The 16,267-nt window shown below is 49.2% G+C and carries 14 protein-coding genes; 9 read left to right on the top strand and 5 right to left on the bottom strand.

Annotated features, from left to right (window positions below):
• Positions 1-3: 3 nt before the first annotated feature.
• Together elbB and AB4875_RS02495 are read right to left on the bottom strand one after the other, a co-directional pair.
• The gene (gene elbB, locus AB4875_RS02500) at positions 4-657 is read right to left on the bottom strand and encodes an isoprenoid biosynthesis glyoxalase ElbB (protein ID WP_368374463.1); all 654 of its coding nucleotides are present in this window, start codon (positions 655-657) and stop codon (positions 4-6) included.
• Positions 658-692: 35 nt separating this feature from the next.
• Positions 693-1,619, bottom strand: coding sequence for a Ppx/GppA phosphatase family protein (locus tag AB4875_RS02495; RefSeq protein WP_368374462.1), 927 nt, complete (start codon positions 1,617-1,619; stop codon positions 693-695).
• Positions 1,620-1,704: 85 nt separating this feature from the next.
• On the opposite strand from AB4875_RS02495, the gene trxA reads away from it, so the two are divergent.
• The 7 genes from trxA (at position 1,705) to hemW (ending at position 11,148) form a co-directional block, all read left to right on the top strand.
• On the top strand, positions 1,705-2,031 hold the full coding sequence (gene trxA / locus AB4875_RS02490; protein WP_368374461.1) for a thioredoxin TrxA: 327 nt from the start codon (positions 1,705-1,707) through the stop codon (positions 2,029-2,031).
• A 224-nt stretch (positions 2,032-2,255) separates the two neighbouring features.
• Positions 2,256-3,524 (top strand): transcription termination factor Rho, encoded by a 1,269-nt coding sequence (rho, locus tag AB4875_RS02485; protein ID WP_368374460.1) that lies wholly within the window; start codon positions 2,256-2,258, stop codon positions 3,522-3,524.
• Between the two features lie 85 nt (positions 3,525-3,609).
• Entirely contained in the window at positions 3,610-5,073 is a 1,464-nt protein-coding gene (ubiD, locus tag AB4875_RS02480) for a 4-hydroxy-3-polyprenylbenzoate decarboxylase (RefSeq protein ID WP_368374459.1), read from the top strand.
• A 376-nt stretch (positions 5,074-5,449) separates the two neighbouring features.
• The gene (locus tag AB4875_RS02475; RefSeq protein WP_368374458.1) at positions 5,450-6,886 is read left to right on the top strand and encodes a P-loop ATPase, Sll1717 family; all 1,437 of its coding nucleotides are present in this window, start codon (positions 5,450-5,452) and stop codon (positions 6,884-6,886) included.
• A 1,478-nt stretch (positions 6,887-8,364) separates the two neighbouring features.
• The gene (locus AB4875_RS02470; protein ID WP_368374457.1) at positions 8,365-8,940 is read left to right on the top strand and encodes an Hcp family type VI secretion system effector; all 576 of its coding nucleotides are present in this window, start codon (positions 8,365-8,367) and stop codon (positions 8,938-8,940) included.
• Positions 8,937-9,503 carry an Hcp family type VI secretion system effector gene (locus AB4875_RS02465; RefSeq protein WP_368374456.1) on the top strand — a complete coding sequence of 189 codons (567 nt, stop codon included), beginning with the start codon at positions 8,937-8,939 and terminating at the stop codon, positions 9,501-9,503. The genes AB4875_RS02470 and AB4875_RS02465 overlap by 4 nt, the downstream gene beginning before the upstream one ends.
• Before the next feature lie 460 nt (positions 9,504-9,963).
• A complete protein-coding gene (gene hemW, locus AB4875_RS02460) occupies positions 9,964-11,148 on the top strand; it encodes a radical SAM family heme chaperone HemW (protein ID WP_368374455.1) in 1,185 nt (394 codons plus the stop codon).
• A 25-nt stretch (positions 11,149-11,173) separates the two neighbouring features.
• On the opposite strand, the gene AB4875_RS02455 is transcribed toward hemW, so the two are convergent.
• Complete coding sequence (locus tag AB4875_RS02455; RefSeq protein WP_368374454.1) at positions 11,174-11,962, bottom strand: SDR family NAD(P)-dependent oxidoreductase; 789 nt, start codon at positions 11,960-11,962, stop codon at positions 11,174-11,176.
• A gap of 124 nt (positions 11,963-12,086) precedes the next feature.
• On the opposite strand from AB4875_RS02455, the gene AB4875_RS02450 reads away from it, so the two are divergent.
• Positions 12,087-12,566, top strand: a complete 480-nt coding sequence (locus AB4875_RS02450; protein WP_368374453.1) for an NUDIX domain-containing protein — start codon at positions 12,087-12,089, stop codon at positions 12,564-12,566.
• Between the two features lie 75 nt (positions 12,567-12,641).
• Here the strand turns inward: AB4875_RS02450 and AB4875_RS02445 are convergent, their stop codons facing one another.
• The gene (locus AB4875_RS02445; RefSeq protein WP_368374452.1) at positions 12,642-12,884 is read right to left on the bottom strand and encodes a hypothetical protein; all 243 of its coding nucleotides are present in this window, start codon (positions 12,882-12,884) and stop codon (positions 12,642-12,644) included.
• A 119-nt stretch (positions 12,885-13,003) separates the two neighbouring features.
• The gene (locus tag AB4875_RS02440; RefSeq protein ID WP_368374451.1) at positions 13,004-14,134 is read right to left on the bottom strand and encodes a mechanosensitive ion channel family protein; all 1,131 of its coding nucleotides are present in this window, start codon (positions 14,132-14,134) and stop codon (positions 13,004-13,006) included.
• A 230-nt stretch (positions 14,135-14,364) separates the two neighbouring features.
• On the opposite strand from AB4875_RS02440, the gene ilvD reads away from it, so the two are divergent.
• Positions 14,365-16,206, top strand: a complete 1,842-nt coding sequence (gene ilvD, locus AB4875_RS02435; RefSeq protein WP_368374450.1) for a dihydroxy-acid dehydratase — start codon at positions 14,365-14,367, stop codon at positions 16,204-16,206.
• The last annotated feature ends 61 nt before the right edge of the window (positions 16,207-16,267 follow it).

The raw sequence follows: 16,267 nt of genomic DNA, 5'->3' as shown, positions 1-16,267 counted from the left end.
GCTCTAGGCCATATTTAGCACTTCACGCACACAGCGATTAATACCTTTAGCGGCTTCGCCAATACTAGTCGCCAACATGTATGCAGGGGTTGTCACCAACTTCATTTTGTCGTCAATACATACCTCATCGACTGCGCAGGCCTGATGAAAGCCACCCATACTGTTAATGGCCGCGGCGACATCAGCGTCATTACCCACTGTGCATTTGACGCCATCACCAAAAATTCGCGCCGCCATGGTGGGTGCAATGCATATCAAACCGGTAGGCTTACCGGCTTTGTGCATGGCCCGAACAAACTGCAATACATCTTCTTGCACGCTCATAGCCGCGCCATTAACTGCAAAATCTGACAAGTTCTTAGCCGCGCCAAAACCACCGGGAACAATCACTGCATCAAAATCCGCTGCCTGCGCGTCCGCCAAATCTTTTACCTCGCCCCTTGCCAACCGCGCCGCTTCAACCAGCACATTGCGACTCTCACCCTCGGCCACCTCACCCACTAGGTGGTTTATAACGTGAAGTTGCTCCACATTCGGCGCAAAGCACTGGTAGCTGGCGCCATGATTCTCTAGAGACAACATAGTAAGTACCGACTCATAGATCTCAGAGCCATCGTAAACTCCACAACCAGATAATATCAGTGCGACTTTTTTCATTATTGCTGCTCCCCTTGCTGACATTTTAGCCCGCTTTAAGCGAGCCGATTTTCGATAATACCCTCACGCAGTGAGCGCTGTGAGAGTTGCATGGTATCAATATTTAAAACCTCGAACAGCGCCAAAACAATAGCGACTCCCGAGGCAAAAATAGACCGCCGATCTTCTGCTAAGCCGGGATAATGCACTTCTTCTACTGAGTTAAAAAACGATAAATCGGCCGCCAGCCCCCGTAACTCCATCGAGCGAATACCCGCGCTTTGCGGATACCCGGGCTGCGCCATCAGCACCTGCCCCACCGCCAATGCCGTCCCGGAACAGGCAATCACCTGCGGTGGCGACGCGGTAAATGACACTGGGAAATCAGCAAGCGCATGCCGGAAGCTTTTTGCAGCAGCGTCGCGGGCCGCAGCAAAATACCGCTGCTGCAATTCACCACCGGGAAAATGGCGTAAATAACGCAGGCAACCAACGTCAACACTGACTCCTCCATGCATCTGTGTCGCAGAACCCCAGGCAAGTTCAGTGCTACCACCACCGATATCCACAACCAAGTATTGGCCATCATTGGGTGACAGCAAGCCCGCCGTCACACCGCGGAAAACCAGCTCGGCCTCTCGCTCACCACTAATAATAGTGGGCCGCACTCCCAACTCACCTTCAACTAATGATAAAAAAGGCTCCGCATTACTGACGTCGCGCAAAGACGCCGTAGCCACCGCGTGTATTTCAGAAATAGCGTAGCGCGCGATGATTTCTCTATAATCCCGCAAGCACTGCAGGGCGCGGTGCTGAGCCTCAGATTGCAAGCGGCCGGTGTCACTACCTGCCGCCAGCTGCACCCGGCGTTCTTCGGTATGAATAGCTCGCCAACCATCAAACTCCCGCTGTGCAATCAACAAATGAAAACTATTCGAGCCCATGTCGATAGCCGCTAAATACGAGCCGACGGCCAAATTCACATTGCTACCCCTTTTCACATACCGTTAATTCCTGTGCTATCATCGCACATCCTAAATCTTATAATTTTCTATTCGGAGAACTAACATGAGCGACAACATCGTTCACGTCACCGACAGCAGCTTTGACGAAGACGTGCTTAAGTCTGATTTGCCTGTACTGGTCGATTTTTGGGCTGAGTGGTGTGGCCCATGTAAAATGATAGCCCCCATTCTTGATGAGATTTCCGGCGAGTTTGCTGGGAAATTGAAAATCTGCAAAATCGATGTTGATGCAAACAGTGATACGCCAGCTAAGTTCAGCGTTCGCGGCATCCCAACACTGATGATTTTCAAAGGTGGCAATGCAGAGGCGACTAAAGTTGGCGCTCTGTCTAAAACACAGCTGCTAGATTTCGTAAACTCAGCACTGTAGTGCTATCGCAGCCCGTACAAATTTAACTGTGCGGGCTTACTCTAAAAGCTGGACGACCTGTCTTTTCAGTGCTAGAGTGCGCAAGATTCTTCAAACAATACCCAATAAATAACCTTATATTCGCTTCAGCTTAACTCGTCGAGTTCGTCCCGGCTTATCATTTTTTGCCGTTCCCACGTCTCGCTCATATCCTGTCTAATTGATACCACTAAACCCATATACCTATGAATCTGACCGATCTAAAAACAAAATCAGCCCAAGAATTACTCGATATTGCCAAAGAAAGCGGCCTAGAAAATGTTGCCCGCTCTCGCAAACAAGACATTATCTTCTCCATCCTCAAGCGCCACGCCAAAAGTGGTGAAGATATTCATGGCGATGGCGTCTTGGAAATCTTGCAGGACGGCTTCGGCTTCTTGCGATCTGCGGACTGCTCCTACTTAGCAGGGCCAGACGATATTTACGTATCTCCTAGCCAGATCAGACGCTTTAATCTGCGCACTGGCGACAGCATTGCCGGCAAGATCCGCCCGCCCAAAGAAGGCGAACGCTACTTTGCATTATTGAAAGTCGACGAAGTTAACTTCACCCGTCCAGAACAATCCAAGAACAAAATTCTATTCGAAAACCTTACTCCGTTATTCCCGAATGAGCGCCTGACATTAGAATTAGGTACTGGCTCAACCGAGGATTTAACCGGTCGCATCATCGACTTGGCTGCCCCCATCGGTAAGGGACAACGCGGTTTGATCGTTGCGCCGCCAAAAGCGGGTAAGACATTGATGTTGCAGAACATTGCAGCGAGTATCATCCGCAACAACCCAGAGTGTTATGTCATCGTTTTGCTGATCGACGAACGCCCAGAAGAAGTTACCGAGATGCAACGCTCGGTCGGTGTTCGCGGCGCCGAAGTTGTCGCGTCTACCTTTGACGAGCCACCAGCCCGTCACGTCCAAGTAGCCGAAATGGTTATAGAAAAAGCTAAGCGCTTGGTAGAACACAAACGCGACGTGGTAATTCTGCTAGATTCGATCACTCGTCTCGCTCGAGCCTACAACACCATCGTTCCCAGCTCTGGCAAGGTGCTAACCGGCGGTGTTGACGCCCACGCTCTAGAGCGTCCAAAACGTTTCTTCGGTGCTGCACGTAACGTCGAAGAAGGCGGTAGCTTATCCATAATCGCGACGGCTTTGATCGATACCGGCTCGAAAATGGACGAAGTTATTTACGAAGAATTTAAAGGCACAGGTAATAACGAGCTACATCTCGACCGCAAAATCGCCGAGAAACGTGTCTACCCTGCTATTAATATTCGTCGTTCAGGCACCCGTCGCGAAGAACTGCTGACCGGTGAAGAAGAATTAGCAAGAATGTGGATACTGCGTAAATTACTGCACGGCATGGAAGACACCGCTGCCATTGAGTTCTTAATCGACAAACTCAAAGACACCAAGACGAATGCAGAATTCTTCGATTCGATGAAGCGGAAGTAAATAAATTCCGGTGCGGCTAGACCAATCTATAGATCTAGCCGTACAAGATTACTAACTCTCCAGATTCAGCAACCACGTCGAGCTTATGTATAAAGATCTCAGAGAATTTATTCGGCATTTAGAGAAGCAGGGTGAGCTGAAACGCATCAGCTATCCTGTTGATCCAAATCTGGAAATGACCGAGATCTGCGACCGCGTGCTGCGTGCCGGCGGTCCGGCCCTGTTATTTGAAAACCCTATTGGCTACAGCATTCCGGTTCTCGCGAATTTATTTGGCACCGACAAGCGTGTCGCCATGGGCATGGGCAAGGACGATGTTAAGGCCTTGCATGAAGTAGGGGAATTACTCGCCTTCTTGCGCCAACCCGATCCCCCTAAAGGACTGCGCGACGCCTGGAGCAAGCTACCAATATTCAAGCAAGTTTTGAATATGGGTCAGAAAATGGTGAGTAATGCCCCCTGTCAGGAATGTGTCATTGAAGGCGATGCTGTTGACCTAAACACCCTGCCCATCCAAACCTGCTGGCCCGACGACGTCGCACCACTAATCACTTGGCCGCTAGTCATCACTCGCGGCCCGAATAAAGAACGGCAAAACCTCGGCATTTATCGCATGCAATTGATCGGCAAAAATAAGCTGATTATGCGCTGGCTGTCTCACCGTGGTGGCGCCTTAGACTTCCAAGAATTTAAAGCGACTCATCCCGGAGAACGGTTTCCGGTATCAGTCGCGCTAGGCGCAGACCCGGCAACCACCTTGGGCGCCGTGACACCAGTCCCAGACTCACTTAGTGAATATGCTTTCGCCGGTTTATTGCGCGGCAGCAAAACCGAACTCACCACATGTTTAAGTAATGATTTACAGGTGCCGGCAACCGCGGAATTTATTCTTGAGGGTTATATCGACCCAGAAGAAATGGCCGATGAAGGACCCTACGGTGACCATACCGGCTACTACAACGAAGTAGATAGCTTTCCGGTATTCACCGTTACGCATATCAGTCACCGCAAAAAACCAATTTATCACAGCACCTATACTGGCCGTCCGCCTGACGAACCAGCAGTACTTGGCGTCGCCTTAAACGAAGTCTTGGTACCCATGCTACAACGCCAATTTCCAGAAATCGTCGATTTCTATCTGCCGCCAGAAGGCTGCTCTTACCGCATGGCGATAGTTACCATTAAGAAACAATACCCCGGTCACGCCAAGCGCGTCATGTTTGGTGTGTGGTCGTTTTTGCGTCAGTTTATGTATACCAAATTCGTTGTCGTCTGTGACGACGATGTAAACGCCCGTGACTGGAATGATGTTATTTGGGCGATTACCACCCGCATGGACCCAGCGCGAGATACCGTACTGGTAGAAAACACGCCTATCGATTATCTCGATTTTGCCTCACCGGTTTCTGGCCTAGGCTCCAAAATGGGAATGGACGCCACCAATAAAATGGGCGGCGAAACCACCCGTGAATGGGGCCGACCGATTGTAAAAGATCCTGCCGTTATTCAGAAAATAGACGATATTTGGGATCAGCTGGGCTTAAGCTAAGCCCAGCACACTCTTCAAGTAGAGCCACTTCTACATCAACTTTCCACGGGAATGGCTTGTTAAGTCGTTCCTAAGGGACTACTGTTCGAACTCAACAATGAACATGGCTGTTCTAATCCACGAGCAAAGGAAATGCATCGTCCCGCAGCGGGCATTCAATAGACTTTCCTCATATTTGGTATAGCGCAGCTTTTTAATAGCATGGCCTACTGACCGGTTTAATTTTGCGGGGTTATTGAGTCTTTGAAAATATTGATGTTAATCAGCATATTATAAGCTTCTTTACTCGCATCCAAAAATCAAGAGCTCCTGACAATCAATTTGAGACGGATGAGCCTTGTGGACAGTTACAAATAATATTAACACCGAGGGATAAATGAGATTTTCAGAAATAAACTTTGAATATACTGATGCTCAAGAAGAGCGTATTCACGCTCCAGAATTAGTTGACTCTGCATATGTCGACATAAATGGCATTACTGAAGAAATATTCAAGCGAAACAAATATCTTGTTTACGGCTCGAAAGGAGCAGGAAAATCAGCTCTAGCCTCGAAGCTTAAAGCAATGTCCGAGTCAAGGTGGGACTTTTTCTGTGAGGTAGATGATCTAGAAGAATTTGAGTTTAATCTGCTAAAGAAAACATCAGGCACTTCAGGTGAAAAGGTTGGAGGTAGCGTAACAGTATGGAAGTTACTTCTATACATAAGAATAGTATCCCTTTACCAAGGCAATGCTAATCTAACTGATTCAGGAAGCTCTGCTGTTGCATTATTTGATGATCTAAAAAAGTATGGTTTACTCGGTTCAAATAGCTTGGTGCAGGTGGTTCAAGAAACATCTAGAAAGGGCCTCTATTCAAAATTTGCGTCTACAATATTGTCCATACAAGGGAAGTATGATAAATCTGCAGATTCTAAGGTGAAAGATCCTGCAGAATTGGTCGAAACCATTGAGTTAGCTTTATCCGAGCTTCCAAATATAGATGCTTCGCATTTTTTGGTTTTAGATGGCTTAGACTATCTTTTGCGAAATGGGCGAAGTCATGCGGGATACTTAGCTGACTTGGTTGCAGCCATAAGACAAGTTAATAATTTCTTTTCCGAGAAAAAAAATAACAGCAAAGTTATAATTTTGTTTCGCGATGAAGTCCTCGACTTGGTTCCCGATCCTAATCTCACTAAACGTGCCAATGACAATGGAATTCCTTTAGATTGGTATGATAAGGAAGGAAAACCATTTGACAGCTACCTTTTAAGGGTGATTGAAAATAGAGCACATCTTTTTGGTTTCAATAAAGATATTCGTTATTTATGGAAGGAATGGTTTCCGACAAAAATTGCAGGGAAAGATAGCATTCTTTTTGTTTTAGATAGCACGAGATACTTGCCGAGAGATCTAATAAGCTTCTTTCGGGCAATGCAGTCTTTAAAGAAAGAGCCGCCATTTACTGAACAAGATGTTTTCTCCGCAATTAACTCCTATTCCGAGTGGTTCGCATCAGAATTAGGTGACTCTTTAGTTGGTTTAGTTGACGAAGATGTGAGAAGTAATATTGGAGGCATATTATCAGACATAGGCCCAAGATTTGAAACTGAAGACTTTAAAAACAGTCTAAAGGAGTACGGATTGGACGAGGAGCATGCTGAAAAAATACTTAGTATACTTTTCAATACTTCTTGGACAGGAAACGTCTGGCGTAAATTTGACAGCCCGCGTTACGCATGGAAACACAGACGGAAAAAGGCCGTTTTTTCCCCAAAAAAAACATCTGTTGTCCACAACGGTCTGTTAAAGGCATTAAGTCTTAGGTAATCAGTTGTTTGCTTCATAATGAACTCCATTTAGATTTTTGGGGCCAAGTAAAACTCCAAACAAGTCGGTAAATCATTCTGCATTGCATTATTAAGACCTTCTGCTTGCTTTTATTTCGCCCTCATTGGGCGACTTACTTCTTTTTGCGAAAAAAGAAGTAAGCAAGAAATTCGCCCGCTATCACTCACCCTTCGGGTACCCTCACCTCGCAAAAATCCAATGGGATCGCTGCGGAACTCGCCTTCGGGTCAGACAGTCCTCGCTAAAAACATCCCATTGAATTTCTGCGATGCTTGGTGAGTTCAAAAGCGGGGCTAAGAACCGTGCCACGTTCTGGTATCAAATAATAAACAATTTTGTTTTAGCACAGAACTAGCGGCTTACGCCAATTTCCCTTCAGCGCCGCTGAGCACTTCAGCAAGTAACGGATTCAAGCGTGAAACTGTTTGAGCCGAAGGCGAGTTTTTCACGCGCCGTTACTTGCGAAGCGCGGAAGGCATCGATGGCGTTTTTTGCCATCGACGGTGATGCAGGGTGCCCTTTTTCTTTGCTTACTTTATTTTTGGGCAAAGCAAAAAGAAAGTGAGTCGCCCAGCGAGGGCGAAAACCGGGCTAGCGGTAAAACCACACAACAGGCTATCGATCTGGCATCTAACAAAGGCATTCACTGCGCTCACATGGATACCCGATCGGGGTCGGGTATGGCGGCATCATAAAGAAACTAGCCATTACGAAAACGACGGTTGTCACCACAACACTCCCAGCATACATCAATCGCCTTCAGCACCGCTGAGCACTTCAGCAAGTAAGGGATTAAGCGGGAAACTGTTTGAGCCGAAGGCGAGTTTTTCCCGGGGCACGCTGCACGCGCCGTTATTTGCGAAGCGCGGATGACAAAACGGCAGGATAGCCGTTTTGAACGCCCGTAGGGTCGGCCTTTAGGCCGAGGGGCAGGAAGCCCCGAGTTACATCGATGGCGTTTTTTGCCATCAACGGTGATGCACGGGTGCCCTTTTTCTTTGCTTACTTTATTTTTGGGCCAAGCAAAAAGACAAAGCTTCCTATTTGATCGCCGCTTTTTGGCGACCCGTAGGGTGAGGCACGTAGTGCCGAATAAAGTGAGTCACCCAGCGGGGCGAAATCGAGGCTAGCAGTCGGCGCACAAAATATTCCGAAGATCAGATATCGAAACAACGGCATTCGCTGCACTCAAATGGATACCCGATCGGGGTCGGGTATGACGAGATACTAAAGAATACCCGCCATCGCAGCACTCGACCCAGCAATCAAGTGCGTATCGGCAGCAAGGCTCCGCTTGAGGTCGCAGTGCACCGGGGCGCCGCCGCATACAAGCGGAAGAGGAGAATCAGGAATAGCGCTATGATGTGTACGCAAATACCCGTACCCTCCGTCAACAATAAACTCTCTCGGCTAGTGGCATCCTGCAAGCCATAAGCATATCCACAACGGAACCCACCATGAAAAAATCACATTCAATGATGAAGCGAGTTTCCTGGCTCCTGCTGCCACTCTTTATGATCTTGCCCTATACCGCCCAGGCGGGCATCTCCATGTTTTTGGAGTTCTCCAGCGAGAGCGGAATTCGAGGTGAGACGCAGGACCGAGATTCCGAGGGTCAAATAGATGTCTTGGAATTTTCGGAAGGCATGAGTAGTAACCCAAATACCGGACAGTACGGCGGACAGAGCAACGGGCGACCAACTGCAAACGCCCTCGCTGTGACCAAGTACCTTGATAGTTCCAGTCCAGCACTACGGAAGGCGCTCGTGGAAGGTCGTATGATACAAGAGGTGACACTCAGAGTGAGAAAAGGAGGTAGCGAGCCTTTCGTTTATTTTGTCATCAAACTCAAAAAGGTGTATGTAACGAAGGTATCGATGGGTGGGGGTGGCGAAGATGCTCGCTTGAGTGAGAAAGTTGAGCTGACCTTTCAAAAAGTTGTATGGACGTATACCCCACAGAAGGCCAATGGGGCCCCGGATACCGATGTGATAGAAGGCTGGGACTTTGTAGAGAATCGGGCACACCGATGAAACTTAGTATTTCGGTCCTTGTCTTGATGCTGTTTCTGACGGCATGCGAGGCGAATAACGTAGAGATAGACGGCCTCGAAAGGGTGGGCGCTGCGCCGCCAGAAGTCGCAGCGCGCTGCGACCCTGGGAAACGGATGTATATGATCGCCCAAGCCCCCCATCCTTCCCCGGCCCGGACAAGCAGCACGGATGAGGCGCACCGCAAAGAATGGATTTCTGTGGCCCGCGTTGAGGAAGTCGGACAACAAGTGCACATGATCAAAGACATCGACTCCTACAGTCCTGCATTCCGTTCCGCCTTAGTTACGGGAAGACCATATGAAAAACTTACTATTGAAATTGAAGAAGGGTGTTCAAGACCAGTCGTTGTGTACCAAGCGGTTCTTACCCAGGCGGTTCTCGCAACGATCCAGGTGAACGCGTCCAGTGACGATGATAGGTTTCTGGAGTCTCTGACTTGGGATTATATGTACCTAGAAACGACTTACACCTCGATCGATGACAACGGTGGCCCTGGTGAAACAATCTCGTTGAGTAAAAATGGCCGCTTGTACTGGAGGTAAAAAAACAGTGTGCTGGATTTTCATCGGCGCGTATGAAGTCTCTGGGACACTGAGCGGCTGAAGCGGGCTCCTTGCGACAGGCGCAGCTATTGGTGCTGATGCTCCGATACGGCAGCGATGCTCGGTGCGTTCAAAAGCGGGACTTAAAACCGTCCCGCAATCTGCTATCTGATTACTGCTTATTTTTACCAAGAGACTCGCAGCTTACGCCAATTTCCCTTCAGCAATGCTGAGCACTGCAGCAAGGGAAACTGTTTGAGCCGAAGGGCAGTTATTTCCGGGGCACGTTGGCCGCGCCGGTGCTTGCGAAGCGCAGGACAAAACCAAGACTCGCAGCAAACCTACAAAACCCATCGAGGACCAATCAGGCCATTATTAACTGCGCTAGAAGGTAAAAACAAGTCGCTTAATAATGCTAAACTTGGCGCCCGCAGCAGGCCAGCAAAAGTAAAATCCGGCTATGAATAATTCCACATTATCGACCATGAACGCCGGACCGCGCCTACTAAAACCGGTGCCTTTATCGCTATACGTTCACATTCCCTGGTGTGTGCGCAAATGCCCCTACTGCGACTTTAATTCCCACGAACAAAAAGGGGATCTGCCAGAACAGGCCTATATCGATGCGATGCTGGAGGATCTTGACCAGGATTTAGGGTTTATTCAAGGTCGAGAACTGCAAAGTATTTTTATCGGCGGCGGCACACCCAGCTTGTTTAGCCCTGAAGCTTACCAAACACTTTTTGCCAAATTGCGTGAGCGCATAGATTTTGCCAGTGATATCGAAATTACCTTGGAAGCCAACCCCGGCACCGTTGAGCAAACCCGCTTTGATGGTTATCGACATGCAGGTATCAACCGACTATCAATCGGCGTACAGAGTTTTGATCCCCGTCAGCTCAAAAAACTCGGCAGAATACACAATAGTGACGACGCGCTGCGTGCCATTCACTGTGCCCAAAAAGCTGGTTTCGATAATTTTAATGTCGATCTTATGCACGGCCTTAATGATCAAACCCAGACGGACGCCTTGAGTGATTTACAAATAGCTATCGACGCCGGTGCGCCGCACATCAGCTGGTATCAACTTACTATTGAGCCCAATACAGAATTTTTTAAACGTCCGCCAAGCTTGCCGCTAGAAACCGAGATGCACCGCATTCAAAGTGCCGGTGTTAACTCGCTGTCCTATTCCGGCTTTCAGCGCTACGAAGTGTCGGCGTTTGCAAAGGCGGGGCATGAGTCACGCCACAATCTCAACTACTGGCAGTTTGGCGATTATCTGGCGATAGGTGCTGGCGCGCACGGAAAAATCACCCAGGCCAAGGGCAATATTATTCGCTATCAGAAAACCCGCACGCCTGAAGACTACCTGCAGCGCAGCCCGTCGCGAAGTAGCAAGACCACTAAGATAGAAAACGCTGATCTGCCACTAGAATTCATGATGAATGCATTGCGCTTACAGCAGGGCTTTTCAAGCGAATTGTTTGAGCAGCGCAGCGGCTTACCATGGTCACATATTGCCCGCACCGTAGATGATTTGATGTTATCCGGCTTACTCCAAAAGACCGACGGTAAATATAGGCCAAGCCCGCGAGGCTATGACATGCTCGATAGCGTGTTAGCGGAGTTCTTACCCGAGTGACTTTGCTGGGCAAGGTCTAAAGATCTTATACATAACGCACGGCACCGCCATCAATACGAATATTCTGTCCGTTGATAAAACCAGCTAGATCACTACAAATAAAGGCCACCAGATCAGCAACTTCCTGACGCTCCGCGATACGGCCAGATGGGTTTGGATATTCGGTTTCGACAATTTTTTTGACAATCTCACTCCAGTCATCGCCCCAGCCTTTTTTCTCCGCCCGACGACGAAAGCCGGCTTCCAGCTCCGCAGTACGAATATAACCTGGGGAGATGGTATTCACGGTGATGCCGGTATTACTAAGCTCTTTGGTCAAACTCACGCTCATGGTCGCCAAAGCGCCTTTAGAGGCATAGTAATGCGGCATAATATTATTGGGCTGATGGCTGCCGATAGTACCTAACTGCACTATTCGGCCCCAGCCTCGGGCTGTCATTGCGGGGGTCAAACCTTGGATTAAGCGCGCCGCTGACAAGACATTTTTCTGATACATATCCAGCCAATCATCTGTCGCACTCACCGCCCACTTTCCCGCAGTCGCCGTGCCATAGTTATTAACCAGAATATCGATATCGCCTACGGCATTTTTAGTTTGCGCCAACACCTGATCACAGCCAGCCGCCGTGGCAATATCCCCCCACACCGCGTGAGCAAACTTGGTTGCGGCCGCCGGCTCAAGCGCAGCACCTTCTTCATTGCTGTGAAAGACCACAATAGCGCCTTCTCTTGCTAAGGTCTGGGCGATCACCTCCCCCGTGCCACGATTACTTCCTGTCACTAGGGCGGTTTTATTAACTAATTTCAGATCCATACCAACTCGCTATTTGTTTCTATTGTAGGCATTACCTTAGCCGTAAACATGGTCGCGCACAGCCTGTCTGTGGCAAAATCTCGAACTTAAGGATTTTACACGACAATAATGACGAGGCCCCACCATGAATTTCTGCCCCCAATGCGCAAACCCCATTGCCGAAATTTTAATAGAAAGTGAAATCCGCAAGGGCTGCTCCGATACAAGCTGTGGATTCGTGCTCTGGAACAACCCGGTGCCCGTGGTGGCCATGATTGTTGAAGTGGAAGGTGGCGTAGTGATGGCGCATAACGTGAGCTGGCCAAAAACCTTTTACTCTATTATCACAGGCTTTTTAGAAGCCGGTGAAGACCCGGAAGAGTGCGCGCGCCGCGAAACCATGGAAGAGCTAAATCTCCACGCTCTGGAAACGTCACTCGTTGGCGTATATCCCTTCGCACAGCAAAATCAGGTGATTATTGCCTATCACGTAAAAGCGGCTGGAGAAGTAAAACTTAATCACGAGTTAGACGATTACAAAATTGTGCCTGTGCAAGACATTAAACCTTGGCCGATGGGCACAGGTCTGGCATTAAGCGATTGGATAAAAACGCAAATTAACTAATGATTTTGATAACTTGATTGTAAAACCGAGAGTATAAGCGCCATCTTTATCGGCGCTTATACTCGTTCATTATTTTTACTCGCGCAGCTTAATAGCTGGCGACATATCAACACTTCCATCTTCTTCTAGAATGCCCATTTTTTCACCGGCGGAGTCAATCACCACTACCACAACTTCTTGGAATAATGGCCTACGGATAAAATGAAGCCGCCAGCCATAGCCTTCTAACCGCTTCAATGACAAGCGTTGTAATTCATTAAGCATTTTTTCCGCATTATGCGGCACTGGGTCTTCACCCCTGCGTTTGTCGTGATCCATCGCATCCACCTAACTTTGCTATAGTTCTAATAATCACACCTTCGCCACCCTCAAGACAGGCAAGCGCAATCGCGAAACCGCTGCAGCGTCACTTATAGCAGGGGCCACTACATCCTAGTCTAATTTTTGATATTTTTTTCCTCATTACTGTCATCAAGGTCGCTATCATCTTTGGTGTGGCGATCTTTTGCTGCATCTTCCTTGGCATTGTCTCTTGCCTGCTCAAGCTCTTCGGTCAACGCTGATAACTCTGCTTTTACTGCGTCCCTATCCAGCTCTTCGGCCCCTTCTTCAGGTTCAGCTTTCAATTTTTCCTTTAATTTTTTGATTTTCCCTTCTAAATTTTCAACTGCGCTAGCAACCTCGGCCTTGCTAAAGAGAATCTCTTCCGCATGACCACTTTTATCTTCCTCTGGATGCATCACCTTTTTGCGCTTGGGAATAAATTTTAACTCAGGTGGCAAGGGTCGCTGATTCATAAAGGAAGGCGACACAATCTCAACACCAGCGTCATGAAGGGCGTCGATCATTTTGCCGCGTAGGCGAGAACGCGCGCTGACTAGTAGAGCCGCTTCCTTAAGCCAGCCACTGGCTCGGTAATTAACAGAAAAATCGCCCAAATTACGAATTTGGACAAAGCCATCGCCAAGTTCCGCAGCTTCAATAGCTTTTAGCAAGGCCGTTTCAATATCACGGCGATCGACGTCATAACCCAGCGACACTTCCGCTGAAACCACCGTGCCGGACGATCGCACTACATTGTAGGGTTCTTGCACTAACAATAGGTTCGGCACGGTAACCAGCTCACTGGTTTCGTTCTGAAATTCCACATGCAGTAAACCACGCTGAGAAACGCGGCCGAGTTCGTTGCGAAACTCAATATAATCACCGGCGCGAAAGCTATTCACCGTCCGCAGCATGAATCCCGCCATCAAATTACCCATCACCGATGTTGAAGACAGGGCTATTGCCGCGCTCATTAGCAAGCCAACCAGGCTCAGCAATTGACCGCGCAGCTCGCTATCCATGGGAAACGTGGTAATGCCCAACAACACCCCGCTCAAGCGAAAGACCAGCTTGGTACCCTGCTCCCGATAACGAATGTCTGCGCCGTGATCCTTCTGTACCGCAAAGATTTTACGGGTAAAGAGCCATACAGCGAATAACAACACCATGAGTACCGCAAACGGGCCCCACTCACCAAGCCAATCCGGTGCGACGCTGCTTACTGCGCCTAAGGCTTCATCCATTATTTAACTCCAAGAGTGGTATGTCTTTTTATTAGCTGGCCAAGGTCATTATCAGAATTGACCGATCTGCAAGCAAGATAGATTATCTGCTAACTATAATCAGATTAACGCATAAGCAGCATAAACACCCCGGGTTTTACACTATGCGACGGCAGCCCGCGCTGTGTTAAACTGCCGCGCTTTACACTATATGCACGACAGGGCCTGACGACCGCCTACGAGGACTATTTATGCCTGTTTATCGTTCAAAAACCACCACCGCCGGCCGCAATATGGCGGGCGCCCGCGCTTTGTGGCGCGCAACCGGCATGACCGACGGCGATTTTGATAAGCCTATTATTGCGGTGGTTAACTCCTTTACGCAATTCGTTCCCGGCCACGTCCACCTCAAAGATATGGGCCAATTAGTGGCCCGTGAAATCGAAGCCGCAGGTGGCGTTGCCAAAGAATTCAATACCATAGCAGTGGATGACGGTATCGCCATGGGCCATGACGGCATGCTTTACAGCCTGCCCAGCCGCGATATCATCGCCGACTCAGTGGAATACATGGTCAATGCCCACTGCGCCGATGCCATGGTGTGTATCTCGAATTGCGACAAAATCACCCCAGGTATGTTGATGGCTGCGCTACGCCTAAATATCCCCGTGGTATTCGTGTCTGGCGGCCCCATGGAGGCAGGCAAGACCAAGCTGTCTGAACATAAACTCGACTTGGTCGATGCTATGGTCATTGCGGTAGACGACACGGCATCCGACGAAAAAGTCGCTGAATACGAACGTTCTGCCTGCCCAACCTGCGGCTCTTGCTCTGGTATGTTCACCGCCAACTCGATGAACTGTCTAACCGAAGCCCTCGGTCTGTCGCTGCCCGGCAACGGCTCTATGCTGGCCACCCATGCCGATCGCAAAAAATTGTTCTTGGAAGCTGGTCGCCGCATTGTAGAGATTACCAAACGCTACTATGAAGAAGACGACGAGACGATGCTGCCACGCAACATTGCCTCCTACGGCGCCTTTAAAAACGCGATGACGCTGGATATCGCCATGGGCGGGTCCACCAATACCATCTTGCATTTATTAGCCGCCGCGCAAGAAGCTGAGCTGGATTTCACCCTTAAAGACATCGACGAGCTATCTCGTGAAGTACCACAGCTGTGCAAGGTCGCGCCGAATACCCCGCTCTACCACATGGAAGACGTGCATAGAGCCGGTGGTGTCTTCGCTATTCTTGGCGAGCTTGACCGCGCTGGCTTAATTGACGTCAGTCTACCCACAGTTCACGCCAGCACGATGGGCGCGGCACTGGCGCAGTGGGATATTATGACCACCGACAACGAGGCAGTGAAAAACTTCTTCAAGGCTGGCCCAGCAGGCATTCCAACCCAAACGGCCTTTAGTCAGGACACTCGCTGGACGTCCCTAGATGCCGACCGCGACAATGGCTGTATCCGCAACCTAGAGCATGCCTTTTCTACCGAGGGTGGTTTAGCGGTCTTGCATGGCAATATTGCCGAAGACGGCTGTGTGGTAAAAACCTCGGGCGTTGATGAAAGCATACTGGTCTTTGAAGGCCCGGCGCATATTTGCGAGAGCCAAGAAGGTGCGGTTGACGATATTCTCAACGACCGTGTTAAAGCAGGCGATGTGGTTATTATTCGTTACGAAGGCCCCAAAGGCGGCCCCGGTATGCAAGAGATGCTCTACCCTACGAGCTATATTAAATCGAAGGATTTAGGCAAAGTCTGCGCTCTGCTCACTGATGGTCGTTTCTCGGGCGGCACATCTGGCTTATCTATCGGTCACGCCTCACCAGAAGCCGCAGCCGGCGGTGCGATTGGCCTAGTAGTACAAGGGGATATTATTCGTATCGACATCCCCAATCGCAGTATTAATGTGCTGATAGACGAAAGCGAACTTAATAAGCGCAGAAAGGCGATGGACGCCAAGGGCGCCGAGGCTTGGAAGCCGCTAAATGAGCGTCCACGAAAAGTGTCAGCGGCGCTAAAAGCCTATGCCAAAATGGCCACTAGTGCCGACAAAGGCGCGGTGAGGGATATAAGCCAGCTGTAATCACTTTTTAGACATAAAAAAGGGGCCGCGAGGCCCCAAAAAATCAGTCGCATCTTCACGC

Source organism: Zhongshania sp. R06B22 (assembly GCF_040892595.1).
Classification (GTDB): domain Bacteria; phylum Pseudomonadota; class Gammaproteobacteria; order Pseudomonadales; family Spongiibacteraceae; genus Spongiibacter; species Spongiibacter arctica.
The sequence above is the reverse complement of the archived record's forward strand: the minus strand, read 5'-3'. Positions and strand labels throughout refer to the sequence as shown.

Bases quoted from the DNA above. Each gene is read 5' to 3' on its own strand.
- elbB (WP_368374463.1), bottom strand. From the start codon at position 657: ATGAAAAAAGTCGCACTGATATTATCTGGTTGTGGAGTTTACGATGGC.
- trxA (WP_368374461.1), top strand. From the start codon at position 1,705: ATGAGCGACAACATCGTTCACGTCACCGACAGCAGCTTTGACGAAGAC.
- rho (WP_368374460.1), top strand. From the start codon at position 2,256: ATGAATCTGACCGATCTAAAAACAAAATCAGCCCAAGAATTACTCGAT.
- ubiD (WP_368374459.1), top strand. From the start codon at position 3,610: ATGTATAAAGATCTCAGAGAATTTATTCGGCATTTAGAGAAGCAGGGT.
- AB4875_RS02475 (WP_368374458.1), top strand. From the start codon at position 5,450: ATGAGATTTTCAGAAATAAACTTTGAATATACTGATGCTCAAGAAGAG.
- AB4875_RS02470 (WP_368374457.1), top strand. From the start codon at position 8,365: ATGAAAAAATCACATTCAATGATGAAGCGAGTTTCCTGGCTCCTGCTG.
- AB4875_RS02465 (WP_368374456.1), top strand. From the start codon at position 8,937: ATGAAACTTAGTATTTCGGTCCTTGTCTTGATGCTGTTTCTGACGGCA.
- hemW (WP_368374455.1), top strand. From the start codon at position 9,964: ATGAATAATTCCACATTATCGACCATGAACGCCGGACCGCGCCTACTA.
- AB4875_RS02455 (WP_368374454.1), bottom strand. From the start codon at position 11,962: ATGGATCTGAAATTAGTTAATAAAACCGCCCTAGTGACAGGAAGTAAT.
- AB4875_RS02450 (WP_368374453.1), top strand. From the start codon at position 12,087: ATGAATTTCTGCCCCCAATGCGCAAACCCCATTGCCGAAATTTTAATA.
- AB4875_RS02445 (WP_368374452.1), bottom strand. From the start codon at position 12,884: ATGGATCACGACAAACGCAGGGGTGAAGACCCAGTGCCGCATAATGCG.
- AB4875_RS02440 (WP_368374451.1), bottom strand. From the start codon at position 14,134: ATGGATGAAGCCTTAGGCGCAGTAAGCAGCGTCGCACCGGATTGGCTT.
- ilvD (WP_368374450.1), top strand. From the start codon at position 14,365: ATGCCTGTTTATCGTTCAAAAACCACCACCGCCGGCCGCAATATGGCG.